Annotated in this window: 14 protein-coding genes; 5 read left to right on the forward strand and 9 right to left on the reverse strand. The window is 44.3% G+C overall.

What is annotated here, in order from left to right:
* Positions 1-11: 11 nt before the first annotated feature.
* The 3 genes from F957_RS00835 to soxR all read right to left on the reverse strand — a co-directional run bounded on the left by F957_RS00835 (position 12) and on the right by soxR (position 6,495).
* Positions 12-3,182, reverse strand: coding sequence for a type VI secretion system Vgr family protein (locus F957_RS00835; RefSeq protein ID WP_016541873.1), 3,171 nt, complete (start codon positions 3,180-3,182; stop codon positions 12-14).
* A 311-nt stretch (positions 3,183-3,493) separates the two neighbouring features.
* Complete coding sequence (locus F957_RS00830; protein WP_016541874.1) at positions 3,494-5,734, reverse strand: TonB-dependent siderophore receptor; 2,241 nt, start codon at positions 5,732-5,734, stop codon at positions 3,494-3,496.
* A gap of 278 nt (positions 5,735-6,012) precedes the next feature.
* The gene (soxR, locus tag F957_RS00825) at positions 6,013-6,495 is read right to left on the reverse strand and encodes a redox-sensitive transcriptional activator SoxR (protein ID WP_005205283.1); all 483 of its coding nucleotides are present in this window, start codon (positions 6,493-6,495) and stop codon (positions 6,013-6,015) included.
* Between the two features lie 309 nt (positions 6,496-6,804).
* Between soxR and F957_RS00820 the strand changes: the two genes are divergently transcribed.
* Genes F957_RS00820 through adeC form a run of 4 tightly spaced genes read left to right on the forward strand, consistent with a single transcriptional unit; the run spans position 6,805 to position 12,862 of the window.
* Complete coding sequence (locus F957_RS00820) at positions 6,805-7,233, forward strand: DoxX family protein (protein WP_016541875.1); 429 nt, start codon at positions 6,805-6,807, stop codon at positions 7,231-7,233.
* Complete coding sequence (locus tag F957_RS00815; protein WP_016541876.1) at positions 7,230-8,333, forward strand: efflux RND transporter periplasmic adaptor subunit; 1,104 nt, start codon at positions 7,230-7,232, stop codon at positions 8,331-8,333. Before F957_RS00820 ends, F957_RS00815 begins: the two co-directional genes overlap by 4 nt.
* Before the next feature lie 12 nt (positions 8,334-8,345).
* Positions 8,346-11,429: a MexW/MexI family multidrug efflux RND transporter permease subunit gene (locus tag F957_RS00810; protein WP_016541877.1), complete on the forward strand. Its 3,084-nt coding sequence runs from the start codon at positions 8,346-8,348 to the stop codon at positions 11,427-11,429.
* Entirely contained in the window at positions 11,426-12,862 is a 1,437-nt protein-coding gene (gene adeC / locus F957_RS00805; protein WP_016541878.1) for an AdeC/AdeK/OprM family multidrug efflux complex outer membrane factor, read from the forward strand. The genes F957_RS00810 and adeC overlap by 4 nt, the downstream gene beginning before the upstream one ends.
* Positions 12,863-13,104: 242 nt before the next feature.
* On the opposite strand, the gene F957_RS00800 is transcribed toward adeC, so the two are convergent.
* Genes F957_RS00800 through F957_RS00790 form a run of 3 tightly spaced genes read right to left on the reverse strand, consistent with a single transcriptional unit; the run spans position 13,105 to position 16,407 of the window.
* Entirely contained in the window at positions 13,105-14,031 is a 927-nt protein-coding gene (locus F957_RS00800) for an alpha/beta hydrolase (protein WP_016541879.1), read from the reverse strand.
* A gap of 36 nt (positions 14,032-14,067) precedes the next feature.
* A complete protein-coding gene (locus F957_RS00795) occupies positions 14,068-15,555 on the reverse strand; it encodes a flavin-containing monooxygenase (protein ID WP_016541880.1) in 1,488 nt (495 codons plus the stop codon).
* Between the two features lie 12 nt (positions 15,556-15,567).
* On the reverse strand, positions 15,568-16,407 hold the full coding sequence (locus tag F957_RS00790) for an SDR family oxidoreductase (RefSeq protein ID WP_016541881.1): 840 nt from the start codon (positions 16,405-16,407) through the stop codon (positions 15,568-15,570).
* A gap of 127 nt (positions 16,408-16,534) precedes the next feature.
* Between F957_RS00790 and F957_RS00785 the strand changes: the two genes are divergently transcribed.
* Positions 16,535-17,161 (forward strand): TetR/AcrR family transcriptional regulator, encoded by a 627-nt coding sequence (locus F957_RS00785; RefSeq protein WP_016541882.1) that lies wholly within the window; start codon positions 16,535-16,537, stop codon positions 17,159-17,161.
* A 20-nt stretch (positions 17,162-17,181) separates the two neighbouring features.
* Here the strand turns inward: F957_RS00785 and F957_RS00780 are convergent, their stop codons facing one another.
* The 3 genes from F957_RS00780 to F957_RS00770 form a co-directional block, all read right to left on the reverse strand.
* A complete protein-coding gene (locus F957_RS00780; RefSeq protein ID WP_016541883.1) occupies positions 17,182-18,057 on the reverse strand; it encodes a metal-dependent hydrolase in 876 nt (291 codons plus the stop codon).
* 32 nt (positions 18,058-18,089) lie between these two features.
* Positions 18,090-19,319, reverse strand: coding sequence for an NADH:flavin oxidoreductase/NADH oxidase family protein (locus F957_RS00775; RefSeq protein ID WP_016541884.1), 1,230 nt, complete (start codon positions 19,317-19,319; stop codon positions 18,090-18,092).
* A 74-nt stretch (positions 19,320-19,393) separates the two neighbouring features.
* Complete coding sequence (locus F957_RS00770; protein WP_016541886.1) at positions 19,394-20,254, reverse strand: metal-dependent hydrolase; 861 nt, start codon at positions 20,252-20,254, stop codon at positions 19,394-19,396.
* Positions 20,255-20,257 lie beyond the last annotated feature (3 nt).

Below are 20,257 nucleotides of genomic sequence, written 5' to 3' on the forward strand. Positions count from 1 at the left end.
TTTTTTCTCTATTAGTTCTTATCAAATGGGCTTTTTAAATATTGCGGTAAAACATTTGTTGTTATGCCGCTGATATTTGAAGGATTAACTTCACTTTTTTGCGAAGCAACAAATCCCCCACCTAAACTAGCTAGGCTACCATTTGATTTTGTATTCGGTAATAAACTTGAAATTTTCTCTGATACCACACCCTGTAATTGATTATTGAGCATTGGTAGCAAAGTTTTAGCACCATCAGATTTAATTTTTTGTGCTAATTGAATATTCTTCATTAAGGTTTTGGGGTCAGTAAGTTGCTTGGTAAAACCACCTAATGCAGTTTGAGCTTTTTTACTCACACTGGCTAAAAGTGATTCAGATTGTTCTAAATCTTCATCATTTTTATTAGGCCATTCAACTTCACGTTTAAAATCACTCGACTTATCCCAAGGATCACGTTGATCATCTTCAAATACAACTTTTACTGCACCTGTTGCCAAGCCTGAAACTCGAGCAAAGCCTTTATCATCCAGATTACCTTTAACGACTTTCCCTAAAGTATCTGTCACGGTGTAGCCTGCACCTTTTACAAATTCGCCATGTGCATAATCATGGATAAGTTCCAAAACACCTTGAGCACGTTTTGGTGGTGGTGGCAAACTGGATTGAGTACTGACACTTGAGCCACTCATAAACAAATGCTGCCCCGCCTTCACCTCAAACTTGCCACCCGTCACAGGAAAAATACCTGAGCCATTCAGTTTGATTTGAGAACCACCCGCGGTAATTACAATTTCTTTCGGACTGCTAATCTGAATCTGACTTTCAGTGGAAATGATCTGGATGCCTTGTTTGGCGAGCAAATCCAGTCCATCTGACTGAGCCTGAACCTCAAACTTGCCTTTGGCAGCCACCTGCTTAATTCCATTCTGAGCAGCAAACAGGCTAATTCGATTTTGAGCATGGCCAATCAGATTCTTCTGCGTACTCAGGTTAATACTATCGCCTGCAATCTGATTGATTTGCCCATCTGCAGACACATGAATATCTTCATTGCTGCTTAAACCAATGCCTGCTGGCGAATGAAGCAACAACAACGCTTTATTAAATTTGGCAATCTTTGCTTCAATCTGTTCTGCAAACTCTTTTAACTGTTCTAAAGACTCAATTTCATCGGTCTGTTGATTCTTGGCGACTTCACTTAAAGCCTTGGCATTGTTCTGATTGCCTTCTAGCTGTTGCTTGGCGGGTTCGGCATCGAGATGCTCTCCTTGCGCCTGATCCTGCTTTTGGGTACTGAGCAGTAAACCATTGCCTGCACGCACTGCACCCCATTGATCGGTCCGTAGCTCAAAACCCTCACCCCGATCTTCACTTTCAGCCTTATCTTTTGGATGGCTGAGTTTACCCAGATTCAGTTGGCTGGCGGCATGGCTGCTTTGCAGTTGCGCACTGATTTGTCCTGTGGTGTCATCAAAGCGTAACTGGTTAAAGCCTTCACCTTGATACTCTTTGGATTTGATCCCTGCCAGTTTTTTGGTATCAGGTAGTTTACCGGCATGGTCAAACTTGGTCGGGCTACGCTGTGCTTCATGAATCCGCCCAACCACAAAGGGCCGATCAATATCGCCATCAAAGAAATCAATCACTACGATTTCACCAATCCTAGGCAAGAATCGTGCACCGTAGCCTTCACCAGCCCACGGCGTTAATACATCGACCCATGCAGAGTCAGTATCGTTGTCATTGGCACCGGCACCGCTATCATGACTGTGGTCATCTGCTCGGGTAAACAGGAAGCGAACTTTAATCCGTCCCCATTCATCCACATAAATTTCGTCACCGCTTGGCCCCACCACTTTGGCACGTTGTGGGTGTGTCGCAGGTCGATGTTGTAACGGGTTATATTCAGGAACTAGACCAATATTGCGTCGTTGTAATATCAATTGATTGGCTTGGCGTTCATCCGAAACCGCATGCTGAAAAGGGCTGCTTTGCCAATTGCTTTGTTGAAGCAAAGCTGCGACTTGATCCGTTAAATCTTTAGGCAGGTTATTTTGGTTATAGAACGTTTTTGAACTGATCAGAAACTCTTTATCTGCACCCTGATGCTGATCAATTTCAGGATGTTCATTGAGTTCAAACCAATAACCCACTGGAGTATCGCGAACGGTTGATGTCGCAACAAACTGCTTGGCCTGTGAGTCATAATACTGACTTAAGTTCTGATTCAGTTTTTCAATTTGAGCATTACCCGCTTTGGTCGCGCCATCCTCACCTTTTAAATCCTGAATCCAAGCAGGTGAAAAATGCCATGCCTGTTCTAAAGCAAGCTGCTGATTATCGTGTTGATCACTCTGATAATGTTTACTCTGAACACTGCCTGCCCCTTCTTCTTGTTCTAAGGCATCCGCTTGCCAACGCTGTACATGTACCGCACTTGGTTGCAGGGAACGCTGTGCCACAAATGCAGTGATGCTATCTTGTATTTCAGTCGCACTACTACGATGAAAACGAATATTACGGCGCTCTAGGGCCTTATATTGATTATTGTCATCAATGAGTCTGAGTTTCTGCGGCTGAATCTGTTCACTTGAACTAGATACTTTCAGCTGTGCTTCATCAATTAAAGTACTAATGCCTTCCGAAGCCAAAAGCCTTTGAATAAAGTCAAAATCTCGTTCATTATGTTGCATGATGAACGGTCTGACATCGTAGTCCTTAGTGAGTCCGCTTTTATCAAGAGTCAGGCTGGAAGCAAATAAGGGACTGCGTTGCTGCCATTCAGAAAAAATGGTCTGCACAACATCCACGACAGATTTCGCCATAAAAACACGGCTGTTACGACGATGCTTCCACAAGGCGGTCGGGTCTTGTACACCTAAACGATAAATGGTCAGCGAACCATCACTGGCCCCAATATCAGCTTGGGTAATAATGCCTGAGATACGCGCCAGTTCCGCTTTATCGGTCACGATATCAATGGCCACCTGACTGCCAATAAAACTTTTTAAAGGAATAACCGCATTGGTTGAAAGACAGAGTAATTGTAGATCAATGCCATGATTGAGCTGATGCAGACCATCAATACGTTGTAAGAAAACTTGATTATTTAAAGATGTGTTGGAAAATTGGGCGTGAATCGCACGTTTTTGTGCTGTCAGGCCCAAGCTTTCTAAAGCTTGAAAGATATTATTCGCCATCTTTTTTTATAGATTATCTACTTAAATTTAGCGCATTTTACTCAAAATATCGTTTTAATGTCCATACAGAACCGTCTATTTATGACAATTTGCGTCACTTTTTTGTTCGCTTTATATTACTGAATCAGGGCGATTAAATTTATACTTTTGAGTTAGATTGTTTTTTACTTAAAATACTTTGATTCACTTTAACTATTTTTATAATAAGCGTTGCTGCAACTTGCACCTATAGCATCTCAAAAATCTTTTGAATAAAAGCCTATTCTGATGGTTAGGCCTTTATTCACGATTAAAAGTTTATTTTCTGTTGCTTAAAATTTGGCACGTAGCGATAAAGTTACATTCCGTGGTTCACCCCAATAAACACCATTGTAGAAACCGACCTGTTGATAATATTTTTCATCAAATAAGTTATTCACTTGTAGGTTTGTACTGAATGATTCGTTAAAGGTATAGCCCATATTGGCACTCGCCAAGAAGTAAGCATCTTGTCGCACATAACCATCAGAGTTTTTAGGTGCACTGCTCGACTTACTTACGACCTCACTTTGCCAATTCACACCAAAGCCAATATTGAACTTATTTGCGCCGTCCCAGAGCTGTTCAGGGAGTTTGAAATTGGTGTAGATTTTGACTTGATTCTGAGGAAGGGTTGTTGAAGCCTTCACAGTTTCTGAACTAATACTGTTCACATAGGTATAACCCGCCGTAATATTCCATGTCGGTGTAATCCGTCCAATCGCTTCCAGCTCAAAGCCTTCAATTTTTAGGCCTTCACCCGAAGCTTTCATTGGATCACCGCCATCATCGGTTTTGATACCCGCTGCAATCGCCTCTTCATCACGAACTGCAACATTCTCCTTTTTCGACCAGAATGCAGCAGCGGTTGCCAAAAGTTGGTCATCCAATAAACTGGCTTTTAAACCCGCCTCATAGCTTTTACCTGTTTCAGGATCTAGGAAACTGTTATTGCGGTCTTTCTGGCTGCTTGGATTAAACATATCGGTATAACTGGCATAAGCAGTGACAATATCGTTAATCGCGTAAGTGGTACCAAAGTAAGGTGTGAAAGCATCGGTTTTCACATCACTCTTGGTACCATTCGTTGCCGAATAATCACTATAACGTCCCCCGACAATCAATTTTAGATCATCTGTTAGGTTTAGCTTTAAGGTACTGTATGCACCATAATTACGTTGTTTCGCATCTTTAGTCGAAGGAATAACCGTGTAGCCTGGTTTAGGTGTTGTATTACCATCCCATGTCCGCCAATCATTGATCACACAGGTATCACCAATATTATTAGAAGGTAGCGTTACCCCATCCACTTTCTTGGTACAGGTCAATTGATTACTGGCAATACCATCAATGAATCCACCCGGACTATCTGTAGAACGATCAAAGCCATTTCCACCAATCACCAATTCATGCTCACGATTAAATAATTTAAACGGCCCACTGGCGAACAACTCTAAGCTGGTCTTTTTAGATTCAGATGTTGGATATACTGTTGACCAAACCCCAACGCCTGTTCCATCATTTTGGTTAGGAAAACCAGAACCGCCATAAGACATCAACCAGAAACTTTTGGACAATGAATGTGAGGCTGCCGCCTTGATCATCCAGTCATTTTCAAATTTATAGGTCAAATCAGCAAATACGGTTTTGTCACTTTGGCTAATGGTATTCCAGCGATTGGCCAAGCTGAAATTGCGCGGTAAATTGGCCAGCGAGCCATCTTGATTCCAGTATGGTACAGTTCCCCACGTTGAACCACGTGGTTGGTTGTCTTGATATTGAAAACCAATACTGCCTGTTAATTTGTCCGTGATATCAGCTTCAACCATTGCCATCGCCGCCAAGGTTTCCAGAGAGTAATAATCCATATAGGATTCTCCCTCTCGACGTGCGGCCATCACACGGCTGCGCACACTGCCATCAGCCGTCAAAGGAATTGAAACATCAGCCTCATTGCGAATGGTATTCCAGCGACTAAATGAGGTGGCAACCGAGCCAGTCAGATCTTTTGCAGGCCGTTTACGAATCATATTGATGGTAGCAGATGGATTTCCCGTAGATCCTGTTAAACCTGTTGCCCCCTTCACGACTTCAATACGGTCAAAGAAAAAACTATCAACACGCGGGCTATTCTCTCCAATTGGCATGCCATCAATTTGACGGTTGCTAATCGCATACCCCCGCGCAGAATAGTTTGAGCGTTCACTATCATTTTTAGTAACTGTGACCCCTGGCGTGGCCGCAAGCACATCATCAATAATATTGAGATTACGTTGCTCAATCTGTTCCCGCGTAATGACACTGACGGATTGTGGTGTTTCTTTTAAGGAAAGTTTTAGCTTGGAGGATGTGCGAGATGATTTCGCTTGAAAGCTTTCGCTACCTTCCGTTTTTTCATCCTCGGCTGCAACTTTAATGGTTGGGAGTACGCTTGCGCCCTGTTCTTGCGCCCAAGTGTTATGTGAAAATGCCCCGAAAATCAGAATCGATTTTATCGCAATATTTAAAGCAGATTGTTTAAGCTGATTGTTCATAATGCTGCAATTAATTAAATAAGAATCATTATTATTATCAATATCAATACAAAAATAAATACAGAATTCACAATTGCTTAATATTTATTTGATTTCAGGTAAAAATTGGCTCAAGCCTCGATGGCTGTCATTAATCATTTGATTGATAGATCAAGAAATATACATAAATAGCGTACTTGCATTTTTTCAAGCACGACAACGCGCAACACAAAAGTAGCTTGAAAGTCTTAAATGGAGCCAAGCTTAAATTCTATTTATAATTATTATTTTTCAATCACTTAAAATTCTATTATTGAATCATCCTCGCGCTCTAAAATACGCGGACCTGAGCCCTGCTCTGCCAGAATATCTTCTGGATTACGCAAACGGCATTGTTCCAAAGATAAACACCCACAGCCAATACACCAGTCCATTTCATCCCTTAAACGAGTCAGCTTCTGGATTCGCTCATCCAAGTCCTTACGCCAACAGGTGGATAATTCTGCCCACTGCTCAGCCGTTAACTTGCTGCCTATCGGGTAAACACTCAACGCCTTTTTAATCTCCTCCAATGAAATCCCAACTTTTTGCGCGACTTTAATAATTCCGATATAGCGCAGCACAGCCAAAGGATAACGACGTTGATTGCCATTGGTGCGAATACTTTTAATCAGTCCTTTAGACTCATAAAAATGTAGGGTGGAAACGGCGACGCCACTTCGTTTAGCCACCTCTCCAACGGTTAGCATTCGATTGATATCAATTTTTCGTTCGAGTGTCATGACTCAATATCTCAAGATTACTTTAGGTTTTATAGTTCACAGCAACGTGATTTGTCAATTTGATCCCGAACATTATGCTAAAACAGTAAGAATAAACATTAAAAAACAAATGCATAAATCCACATCAATTACGCGTTATCTCATTTTCAACATCCCCTTTTCCACGTTTTAATTTTACAGCACAACCCATTGACCTCAATATAACTTGAGGTTTTAGACTGCTGAACACTGCATCCCCCAAATGCAATTAAGCAATTCATTTTTAATGTTTTTCAGCAGTCTGTCTGAATCTACTCAGGAAATACGCCTATGCCGTACTTCATTAAATCAAGTTTAGAAAGCCAATGGTTATGGATCATTAGCCGATGCTTTTTGGCACTGTTATTTTTTAGCTCAGGTCTCAGCAAAGTGCTGGATGTCGATGCAGGCTTTCAAGAAATGCAAGCGGCAGGTTTAGAACCCGCTTGGCTGTTTAATTATGCCTCGGCACTGATTTTACTGGTGGGCAGTTACAGTGTTTTATTTGATCGCTACCTCTGGTTAGGTGCTGCACTGCTGTCTGTTTTTCTAGTGATTACGATTGTACTGGTACATCGCTTTTGGAATATGTCAGGGGTACAAGCACAAATCTCGCTGTATTTTGCACTTGAACATATTTCAGTGATTGGAGGTTTAATCGGCATTGCGATTGCCAGCCATTTTCGTCAACAGCTTCAAGATGTTGGAGTGATCGCATGAGAACCAAACTGCGTATTGTGCTGATCATCAGCATGTTAATCATCATTGCTGTAGCTGCTTATTTTTATTTTAAATCCCGCACAGCCGAGCATGTTTCCAGCTATCGTTATCCACCGGTCAAGGTCGCGCTGACCACCGTCAAGCAACAAGTCACGCCCCGTATTCTGTCCAGTATTGGCGAGTTAGAAGCAGTACGGCAAGTGCAAGTGTCTGCGGAAACCACAGGCGTGATTGAACAGATTTATTTTCAGTCTGGACAATACGTCAAAAAAGGACAATTACTGGTTCAACTAAAAACCAATGTCGAGCAAGGCAATTTAGGGCGGCTACAAGCCAAACTCAAACAGGCCGAAATGGCCTATCACCGTACCAAACAACTGATTGATAGCAATGCCATTTCACGCGCTGAAATGGATACGGCATTGGCGGATCGAGATATGACCCGTGCTGAAATCCAGCAACTACAAGCCCTGATTGAACAGAAATCCATCCGTGCGCCCTTCTCTGGTGTAATCGGGATTCGCCAAGTGCATCAAGGGCAATATCTGGAAGCAGGCAGCAGTATTGCCAATCTGGTCGATACACAGCAACTGCTTGCCAATTTCACACTGGATGAACAACTGGCTGCACGCTTAAAAACCGGCCAAGCCGTTCAACTGAAAATAGATGCCTTTCCTGAACAAAGTTTTTCTGCGGTGGTGAGTGCGATTGATCCGATGGTGAGTAAATCCAGAACCATGATGGGACAGGCACTGCTCAATAATCAGCATCAACAGTTAAAACCTGGCATGTATGCAAAACTGGACATACAAGAGACCAATTTACCGAGTCTGGTAATCCCTGAAACAGCGATCACCTATACCGCCTATGGCAATACCGTGTTTCTGGTCAAAAAAGACCACAACACTTTGACAGTTCAACGTGTTGCGGTCGAGCTCGGTGAACGCTATCAAGGTTGGGTTGAAGTGCAATCTGGTGTGAAAGCAGGTGACCAAGTGGTGGTTTCAGGTCAAGTTCGACTTAGTGATGGTATGCAAGTTGAACCCACAGAAAATACCTTGCAGCAGTCGCCCTCCTCCCCAAGCAAAGCCAAAGTGTAAGGGGAAGCACAGATGAAATTTACCGATCTTTTTGTAAAACGCCCTGTATTGGCTCTGGTGGTCAGTACCCTGATTTTATTGGCGGGTCTATTCTCACTGAATAAACTGCCGATTCGCCAATATCCCTTATTAGAAAGTTCAACCATCAGCATCAGCACCGAATATCCAGGCGCTTCGGCTGAGCTAATGCAAGGTTTTGTCACACAACCGATTGCCCAAGCAGTCTCTTCAGTTGAAGGCATTGATTACCTCAGTTCATCCTCGGTGCAAGGTCGCAGTGTAATTACCCTGCGTATGCAACTCAACCGAGATTCCACCCAGGCCCTGACCGAAGTCATGGCCAAGGTCAATCAAGTTCGCTACAAATTGCCCGAACAGGCATTCGACCCCGTGATTGAACGCTCCTCTGGTGAATCAACCGATGTGGCCTATATCGGCTTTTCCAGTGAACAACTTTCTATGCCTGAGCTAACCGACTATCTGTCCCGAGTGGTTGAACCGATGCTATCCACCATTGAAGGTGTGGCAAAAGTACAAACCTACGGCAGCCAGCGTCTGGCAATGCGGATCTGGCTGGATGCAGACCGCTTGGCCAGTCGGGGTGTCACCGCCGCCGATGTCGCCAATGCCATTCGTCAAAATAACTACCAAGCCGCGCCGGGCCAAATCAAAGGTGAATTGGTGGTTTCCAATGTCAATGTGTCAACCGAGCTAACCAGTATTCAAGACTTCAAAAATCTGGTGATTCGTAATGATGGGCAGAACCTGATTCGTTTGCAGGATGTCGCTACGGTTGAACTTGGTGCAGCATCCACCGAAACCAGTGCCTCGATGGATGGTCAGGCTGCAATTTTCATTGGTCTGCAAGCCACCCCAACAGGCAATCCACTGGTGATTGTACAAGGCATCAAAGATAAATTACCTGAGATCCAGAAAACCTTACCACCCAGTGTCAAAGCCAATCTGGCTTATGAAACCGCACGTTTTATTGATGCTTCGATTGATGAAGTGCTACATACCTTTATCGAAGCGCTGATTATTGTCATTGCCGTGATCTATCTCTGTCTTGGTTCGCTGCGTAGTGTCTTGATTCCTGTGGTGACAATTCCACTGTCAATGCTTGGCGCTTTAGGCTTGATGCTGATTTTTGGTTTTAGTATTAACTTACTGACCTTATTGGCGATGGTACTGGCAATTGGACTGGTGGTGGATGATGCGATTGTGGTGGTGGAGAATGTACACCGTCATATTGAAGAAGGCTTGTCACCTATTGCTGCCGCACTGGTGGGTGCACGCGAAGTGGCAGGTCCCGTGATCGCCATGACCATTACCCTAGCTGCGGTCTATGCACCGATTGGTCTGATGGGCGGATTAACGGGCTCATTATTTAAGGAGTTTGCCTTAACACTCGCAGGTGCTGTTCTGGTTTCTGGACTTATTGCCCTGACGCTCTCCCCTGTAATGAGTTCCTATCTGCTGCAATCCAAGCAGGATGAAGGCCGCATGGCCAAAGCTGCTGAATGGTTTTTTGAACGTTTAACCCACGCGTACCATAAGCTATTGCAATTTTCATTACAGCATCGCTGGATTACCGTGGTCTTTGCAGTTGCTGTTTTTGCCAGCCTGCCTCTGCTCTATCAACTACCACAGAAAGAGTTGGCGCCACTGGAAGATCAAGCCAGTGTCCTCACTGCAATTAAAGCACCTCAGCATGCCAACCTGAACTACGCCGAACATTTCAATGCCGAATTGGATAAAGTGTTCTGGACGCTACCTGAAACCAGTACCACTTGGATTATTAATGGAACCGATGGCCCAGCAGCCAGTTTTGGCGGTACCACCTTATCCACTTGGGCTGAACGTAGCCGTTCTGCAGATGAGATTCAACAGGAACTACAAAGCAAAGTGGGCGCTGTAGAAGGAAGCAGTATTTTTGTCTTCCAAAATCCAGCCTTGCCTGGTTCAACAGGTGGACTGCCTATTCAGATGGTGCTGCGTAGTGCGCAAGACTATGCCACCATTTATCAAACCATGGAAAATATCAAACAAAAAGCCCGTGAAAGTGGTTTGTTTGTGGTGGTAGACAGTGATCTTGATTTCAATAATCCGATGCTGAAAATTGAAGTCGATCGTGCCAAGGCCAATAGCTTGGGCATTCGGATGCAAGATATTGGCGAGGCGCTCGCCACGCTCGTGGGTGAAAACTATGTCAATCGTTTCAGTATGCTGGGCCGTGCTTATGATGTCATTCCGCAAAGCATCAAAAACCAGCGTCTGACTGCGCAAGCATTGACCCAGCAATTTGTACGCACCGATCAAGGAACACTGATTCCCCTGTCTACTGTTGTGCATTTAAACGAAACCGTTGAACCGAATAAGCTGACCCAGTTCAACCAACAAAATGCAGCAACCTTCCAAGCCATTCCTGCACCTGGGGTTTCACTTGGTCAAGCCTTGGCCTTCCTAGAACAAGTCACTGCTGAGTTGCCCACAGGGTTTAGCCATGACTGGCAAGCCGATGCCCGCCAATATATGCAAGAAGGCAATACCTTGTTATTTGCATTTTTGGCTGCCTTGGTGGTGATTTATCTGGTCTTGGCCGCGCAATATGAAAGTCTGGTCGACCCGTTCATTATCTTAATTACCGTGCCCCTGTCGATTTGCGGTGCTTTGATTCCTTTGGCTTTAGGTTATGCCACTGTCAATATCTACACCCAAATTGGACTGGTGACCCTGATTGGTCTGATTAGTAAACATGGCATTCTCATGGTTGAATTTGCCAATGAATTGCAACTGCATGAAGGGTTGGATAAACGGGCCGCCATTCTCAAAGCAGCACAAATTCGCTTACGCCCGATTCTGATGACCACGGCAGCAATGGTATTTGGTCTTATTCCACTGCTGTTTGCGACAGGTGCGGGCGCACATAGCCGTTTTGGTCTTGGTGTCGTGATCGTGTGCGGCATGTTGATTGGTACCTTCTTTACCCTGTTTGTATTGCCCACCATTTATAGTCTGCTGGCACGTCAACATAACCAAAGTTCGGCTCGTGTACAGGAACTACAGAAAATTAATGCGATGGAGTACGAAGCATGAATAACGATCTAGTCTTTGCCAAAAGCTCCCAGCATCATTCATACAAGCAGGTGATAAGTACTGGACTCATCCTGGCAGCATTGGCTCTGTCACTCAGTGGCTGCCAAAATCTTCAACCACAACCACCCATTGTCAGTGCCGATATTCCGATCAGTTATGATCATTCGATTCAAGGCAACTCCATTGCTAGTCAAGGCTATCAACAGTTTCTTGCCGATCCACGTTTAGTGCAGGTGATTGAACTAGCCCTCAGTCATAATCGTGATTTACGCAGCGCAAGTCTGAATATTCAGCGCGCACAGCAATATTATCAGATCAGAAAAAATGATCAGTTTCCAATGATTGCTGGTCGTGCCGATCTGCTTCGCCAAGTCTCTCCAACCCTTGATCCCCATAATCCAAGTTCAAGCTTGCAAGTCGGCTTAGGCCTTACCGCTTATGAGCTGGATTTTTGGGGACGGGTTCGCAATCTGAAAGAAGCAGCATTGGATCGTTATCTGGCGACCCAAAGTGCGCGTGATGCCATGCAAATCAGTTTAGTCAGTCAAGTCAGCCAAGCATGGTTAGATTATGCCTTTAGCAATGCGCAGCTCAAACTTGCTCAACAAACACTGGCGGCACAATTGAATGCTTATCAGCTCAATCAAAAGCGTTTCAATGCGGGCACTGACAGTGAAATTCCCTTGCGTCAGGCACAGATCTCGGTCGAAACTGCACGTCATGATGCGGCCAACTCTCAAACTCAGCTGGCACAGGCGCAGAATTTACTTAACCTGTTGGTCGGTCAGCCGCTTCCAGTGCATCTCTTGCCACAACAACCGGTTCAAAACATCAGCACCACCACAGTATTAAGCACCGGTTTAAGCAGTGATTTACTGAATAATCGCCCTGACCTCAAACTGGCTGAATATCAATTGCACGAAGCAGGTGCCAATATTTCGATTGCTAAAGCGGCACTATTTCCCAGCATTCGTTTAACGGGTTCAGCAGGCTATGCATCGACTCAACTCAGTGATCTATTTAAATCAGGCAATGGCATCTGGTCGATTGGTCCTAGTCTGGATCTGCCAATCTTTGACTGGGGCACCCGTCAGGCCAATCTCAAAATTTCAAAAATCGAGCAGCAAATTGCGCTGTCGAATTATGAAAAATCCATTCAATCAGCCTTTAGAGAAGTCAACGACAGCCTTGCTACGCGTGCCTATATGGACGAACGAATTTCAGCACAACGGCGTTTGGTCAATGCGACACAAACCACCTATCGGCTCTCAAACACCCGTTTTCGTGCAGGGATTGATAGCTATTTAACTGTCTTGGATGCACAACGCGCTCATTATGCTGCTGAGCAAAGTTTACTAGTGCTAGAACAGGCACGACTGAATAATCAGATTGAACTCTATAAAGTCTTGGGTGGAGGTCTCGCACAACAATAACGATAGGATGTTTCAAGGGTAGCTTAGGCTATTCTTGAAACACTATATATGTTCTCAAATAAGCAACATGTTTAAGCGTTGGCCTGAATAAAAAGGTGCAGCAAAGTGATGCGTTTTAAATCTGTTCGAGTGACATACTTGTTTTTATTTTTAAAATGATGATGGCTTTAATCTCAATCAAAAATATAGGCTTTAAAATTAAAATGAACCGTTGTTAAAAATTTAAGTTAAAAGCGAAACCATTATTTCTCCTTGATTAAGACCTTCTGCATAAAGCTCCCAATTTCATCTAGGGCCTGTTCAGACTTGTGAATAAAGCGATTAAACATCTGAAAGTTATGCCACATATTTTCATAAATATGCAGATGAACCTGCACACCCGATTGCTGGGCACGTTCAGCTAAATGGGCCGCATCATCCACGAGAATCTCTTCACTGCCTGCTTGAATCAACATCGGTGGAAGACCGCTTAAATCAGCAAAAATAGGTGAAATGCGTGGATCATTGGATTGGAGTTGCCCACGATATCCATCGCCACCACGTTTCAAGACATAGCTTTTAATCATTGGATCTCGTTTGGCATTGTTATAAACAGAAGCCGAACTTAAGCTGATATCGACATAAGGCGAGATCATCACCATTCCAGCAGGTAAAGCATCTCCTGCCGATCTCAGTTCAACGGCTAAAGCTAAGGCCAAAGCACAACCACCGGAATCTCCGCCTAAAATAATCTGTTCAGGCTTCCAACCATCATTCAATAAATGTTGATAGACCGACTTCACATCATTCAATGCCGCTGGGTAAGGATGTTCAGGCGCACGTCGATAATCCAGCATATATACGATGAGCTTGCCCCGTGCAGCGAACTCGGTCGATAAAGCGCGATGCGTCCGAGACGAACCTGCAAAGAATGCCCCACCATGACAGTGTAATAACACTCCTTGAGTTTCATCTTCAGGCGTTGCCACTTCGGCGAAAACAATACGTTGATCCCGTGCATCTCTCAATTTAATCTGTTTGACCCAAACATCGGCTCTAGGTTTAAAAATAGTTGAGCCGACTTCCATTGCAGTACGCAACACTGGAAATGGTAAAGCCAGACCACTGGCCAGTTTAAAACTCAGTCGCAAACTCATTTTTACGCCTGTTTCAATCATCTTTTGCTGCATCATGTGCTCCTATTCATGACATCACCGAGTCATCCTTTAACTGGCTTTTTTATCAGTTTCAGACTTAGTAAAACCAAGAACATAGTCGTTAAGATCACAATGTGCTAAGCGAGATCGCATTTCAAAAGTCGTCCACGGCCATAAGGTACTATTACGTCCATTGCGATCGATAAAATAGCTGCTGCATCCGCCGGTATTCCAGACTGTATTTTTTAATGCGGCTTGGATTTCATCATTGTACTGTTCCAATACCTCAGCACGAATTTCAACAGTTTCAATCTGTTGTGCCTGTACTTTTTTCAGCATATCCAAGATATACGTCAATTGTGCCTCAATGATGATCAGTGCGGATGAACTCACGGCAATATTAGGACCAAACATCACAAAAGCATTCGGACAACCTTCAACCACGGTACCGAGATAACCTTTAGCACTGCCCTGCCAGACTTCGTCCATACTTTTGCCATGCTTATTGCGAATCTGCTTGGCAATCGGTGGATTACTCACTTCAAAGCCTGTGCCAAAAATAATCGCATCGACCTCATGTTCTGATCCATCACTGGCAATCAAAGTATTGCCACGCACTTCTTCTACTCCACAGCGCAACACCTCGACATTCGGCTTTGCCAATGCGGGATACCATTGATTGGACTGTAACACCCGTTTGCAACCAATGGTAAAGTCAGGCAGCAGCTTTGCTCGTAACTCGGGATCTTTCACCCCTAAACGAATATTCAATTTGGCTAAGCGTTCAATCTGGCTGACCAATTTTGGATGATGCATACTAGAATTTAACGATTCGAATACGCCATAAACACCATAACGGGTCAAACGCTGAGTGACTGGAAGCACTTTAAACAGCGCCTGAGCAAGTTTTGGTAGGCTTTGATCCATTTTTGGCAATACCCATTGTGGGGTACGCTGTAGCAAAGTGAGTTTCTCCACTTGAGCTTGAATCTCAGGTACAAATTGAATTGCCGAAGCGCCTGCCCCAACAACAGCAACCTTTTTACCGTTTAAGTCAAAAGCATGGTTCCATTCTGCCGAGTGGAACTGGGCCCCTTTAAAGGTCTCCAAACCTTTAATTTTCGGCAATACAGGTTGATGCATTGGTCCACCTGCCATAATCGCAAAACGGGCATGGATGAGACCTTGATTGGTTTTCACCACCCAATGCTTGGCCTGATCATCCCAAGCACTTTCCAGCATTTCATAGCCAAAGCGGACATACTTTTTCACATCGAATTGCTGTGCAACATGTTGTATATAGGTCTTAATTTCTTGCTGCTGTGCAAACACCCGACTCCATTGTGGATTTGGTGCAAAAGAATAGGAATACAACGCTGATGGGACATCGCAAGCACAACCTGGGTAGGTGTTGGCACGCCAGACACCACCAATTTCATCAGCTTTTTCCAAGATTACGATATCTGTAAAACCCGCTTGCTGTAATTTAATCGCGGCGCCAATCCCTGCAAAGCCAGCCCCAATAATCACCACATGAAATTTTTCGATCTTCGCCATGAGTTGTAATCCTTATTTTGTCTGTGCCAGTTGGCTTAAACGTTGGCTATATGCTTTACGATCATTCTGATCGAGACCTTTTAAAATTCGATCATCCCCGATGAATTTACGAAACCCTGTATTCAACCAGTGCGGTACCAATCCATACGCTTTCGGGGTATGGGTTAAATAATTCGGCACCGCAATTTCAGCCAGATTATGCGCTACGGCTTGGATAATCGCATTCGCTACATCTTGCGGTTCTACGGTCGGAATCGGCAAACTGTCTCCTGTTCCAGAGGACAATTCAGTTAAGACCTTAGAAGGTAAAACAGCGGATACACCAATCGGCGTATCTCTGAGCTCCTGTTGCATAGAAGCGGTCAGCCCTACCACTGCAAATTTAGTTGCACAATAAATACTAGCACCCGGAATCGGATATTTACCTGCCAGAGAGGCAACATTGACGATATGGCCTGTTTGGCGTTGCAGCATTTTGGGCAGTACTGCTTTCATGCCATGAATCACCCCACGTAAATTAATATCAATTTGCGCATCGGTGATGGCTTGGCTTTCCTCGACCATCGCCCCCATTGGCATAATGCCTGCGTTGTTGACCAAGATATCTACTGGCCCAAGTGCTTTTTCAATCTGCACAATCAAGTCATGAAATGAGTTCTGTGACCGCACATCCAAATAGCCACCAAAACCTTGCACTTTAGTGGCGGCTTGCTGAGCCAATTCTAGATCAATATCGCCAATTGCCACTTTGGCGCCGAGTTTTCTAAAGGCAACGGCGGTGGCTAAACCAATCCCTCGCCCTCCACCTGTAATCAGCACTACTTTGTTTAAAAAACTGTATTTTTTTCCCATGTGCAGTTCCTTTTATTAGTCAAAAAATCACCAACTCGGAACATGATGTCATTTACGGAATGATGTGTCAATTTTCTTAAATTTTGTTTTATCGTATTTCCGATAAAGTTCTGATAAAATTTTTAGCATGAATGATCAAACAACTCTCTCGCGTGCTGAACGCCAACGTATTCAATTACAAGCAGAAATTATTGAAGCTGCTTTTTTGGAATTTTCTGAACGCGGTTATCATCAAACTGCGATCTCTGACATTGCCAAAAGACTGGGGATTGGTCATGGCACTTTCTATCGTCATTTTGAGAATAAAAGAGACATTCTAGATAAAGTCATTGTCGATACCATGTTTAAAATTACCGCCTTACTGGCCGATGAAAATGCACCCGATGCGGTATCCACGCTCGAGGCTTATCGGATTCAATGCGAAAGGATTTCCAGTAAATTTCAGGAATTTGCCAAAGATAATCCACGCGCTGTGCGCTTAATTCTGCTCGAAGCCACTTCAATTGATAAAGAAATGACAGCACAGGTACATAACCTGTTACACCTCGGTGGCTTACTTACCGCAGACTATTTAAAAAATGGCGTTAAGTGCGGTTATTTAAAAGCGGATCTGGATACCGAAATGACTGGGCATGCCATCGTCGGCATGATTATCGCGGGTGCATTTAAGTTCTTATCCGCGCCTGCTGATTCTGATGTGCTCAAAAAATATAGCGATGCCGCGATTCAAATGATGATGGCAGGCATCGCCTAAAGTGAAGGAAGATTTATCGGCTAAGTCAGCTTAAACTCAGGCATATTGTTTAAATAAGCCAGTGCTTGTGCTGTTGAGCCTTCATGTAATGGACTATGCTTCGGGTTAAAGTAACGTAAACAGGCACGCGCAATATAGCTTGCTCGAGGTACACGATCCTGTCTCGCCGCACGGAAATAATCTTTATAGCGAAAACGCTGCGGTAATTGAGGATCTTTTGCGACGAGGGTTTCCACAGCAATATAGGCCAAGACAATAAATAAAGGAAACGTAAAAACTGCCGCGCCTGTTCTTAATACAAGATTATTACTCAAATGCCGAAACATCGCATCGGCCACTTCACGATGTTCGACTTCTTCTGCACCATGCCATTGCAATAAACGCAACATTTGTTGATCAACAGGTGCTTGCTGTAGTCCCTCTGCATTGAGTACCCAATGCCCCAGCACACCGGTTAAATGCTCTGCCGCTGCGACCATGGCAAGGCGTGTGTTTAGCCACATGGATTTTAATCGAGCATGCTTTAATTCATAACCCAAGGGTTTAGAGCCAAGTAGGTCATTAAAGATCCAGCTCATCATTTCGCTATACTGACTTAAATCAATCCCTAATGCTTCGATATGCCGCGTGCCCAAGGTATGTCCATAACTATGCGCCCCTTCCTGTTTAATGAAAGCCATCACAGCTGCTTTTAATTGTTGATCTTGAACGAAAGGCAGCGCATCTCGAAAAGTCTGACAAAACCAGCGTTCTGGTGCAGGGGTAATCGGATTAATCACATTGAGCATCTGCGATGCCATTGGATCATCATAGATCCAGTGGCTCGGTGTTGCTGCAAAATCAAATATGGGGCGTCGAGGAATAATTGAATGGGTTTCTTTCATTAATCCACGCATAAGACAACTCCTTATCTAAATAACCGTGACGACTATTCCTGCGTCAAAATGTTAAAACCCATCCGTGGTCCAAATGCCAGCAAAGTACGGACGAGACCCTTAATCGCCTTTGGTTTCTGGCCACTGCTGATACGGCGGAATTGAGCGGCATGCCAAGCCAGTTGTAGATAGGCATCGACGGGCTTATAGCCAATAGCTGGAATTTTTGCAGCTTCTGTAACTGATTTTCCTGCCAAGAGCTGCTTGGCTAGATCAGGATGTAAAGCAAATGGTCGAGCAAGTCCCACCAAATCTACAGTGCCATCAGCCACAATACGATTCATCAGCTCGACATTGCGTAGCCCACCCGTGAGCATCAAGGGTAATCTGCTGTGTTGGCGCAAAGCGCTGGCATAATCCAGAAAATAGGCATCACGCTGAGCCTGACGCTCAGGTGCATATCCCAGTTGAGCGGGTGACTCATAATTTCCACCTGACACTTCCAGTAAATCAATCCCTTCAGCTTCTAAGGCCAAGGCAATCTGCACCGATTCTTCCTGACTCAAGCCCCCTTTTTGGAAATCGGCTGAATTCAGTTTGACACTGAGGATTTTATTTTTGCCAACAGCCTGACGCACAGCCCGAACCGTTTCAATCAAGATACGACGACGATTTTCTGGGCTTCCACCCCATTGATCGCTACGGGTATTGGCCAAGGGGGATAAGAATTGCGACAACAAATAGCCATGGGCGGCATGGACTTGCACCCCATCAAAACCTGCTTTCACAGCAAGTGCTGCCGTCGTTGCAAAACGCTGGATTTGTTCGAATATTTCTGTTTCTGACATGGCACGTGGCACACGAATCAGATTCATCGCAGGCAAATCCAGCCCCACCGCTGAGGGTGCAATCGGCTTTTTTAATAAGGGTAAGACCGCAACACGACCGGGGTGGTTGATTTGCATAATAATCTTGCTGCCATTGGCCTGTGCTGCTTGGGCCCAGAGTTTATGCGCTTGTAAGAATTGCTGGTCTTCCAACACCACATTTCTTGGCTCAACAAAGGCACGATGATCAATCATCACATTGCCGGTGATTAACAGACCTGTTCCACCTCTGGCCCATGCGGCATAAAGCTGCTGTATATCCGTGGTGGGCGAGCCATGTCGATCTGCCAATTGTTCACTCATGGCTGACTTTGCAATTCGGTTTGGGATGCTGATGCCACATGCCAATCGTAGTGGTTGTTGTAAAGTAGAATTTGAGGATAGTGATGCTGTCATTTTCATTCTTCCTAAAATATTAATCTATAGCTAAGCAGCGCGATGCTGATCTGAGCCAATGCGCTGCCAGAAGCTCATGCTAAATATTGCTGTTTAAGCCGATTCACTTGATTACGGTTGTCATGCTGCCAAGGATGAAAATCTGCTGAGAAAAAGTCGAGGTATTGCCTGCTTATCCTTCTGATTAAACCTTTACGTCCAAACAGATAATGAAGCCCTTGGTATACCCCCTTTAAATCACCTTGTTGGCCTGAGTGCTGTAAAAGCTCGATGGTTCCACGGGTGGTGATCATTACAAAAGAAAGTGTTGTTTCCAGCATCACCAACCTTAGGAAATAGGGTCGATTGACCAAACTTTGATATACATCAAAGGCCACCGCTTTGTGTTCAGTTTCTTCAATGGCATGCCATGCCCAGATTTTTCTCACCTGCGCATGAAATAAAGCCAAATCTTCAGGTGCAGTCGCGATAAAGTAATCTGCAAGAATTGCGGTTAGATGCTCCATGCATACCGTACACGCCAACTGATGCGCAGGAGAAAATTGTGTCTGCATCAAACGATTCATCTTTTTAAATCGCTTATAAATTCGATCGACTGGATAACCTTTTTTCAACATCATGGCATTCAATCCATCATGTTCTTTACCGTGATGTGCTTCTTGACCAATAAAGGCACGCACCTGTTTCAGTAAAACAGGATCTTTGATCTGTGATTGATAAAGGCGCACGCTATGAATAAACTGCCGCTCTCCATCAGGAAATGCACTGGATAAGGCGGTCAGCAACATGCTCAGTAAAGGATTCTGGTGAAACCAAAATTCTGAAATGTCATCTGGAAAAGCAAAATCCATGTTACGTACTTGGATCTCAATCGAAGCAGAAACTTGACGATAGTCAGCAACCGTCGGCTTTGAAGAAACAGCAACAAGATTCATCAC

The organism is Acinetobacter gyllenbergii CIP 110306 = MTCC 11365, from assembly GCF_000413855.1.
GTDB lineage: Bacteria > Pseudomonadota > Gammaproteobacteria > Pseudomonadales > Moraxellaceae > Acinetobacter > Acinetobacter gyllenbergii.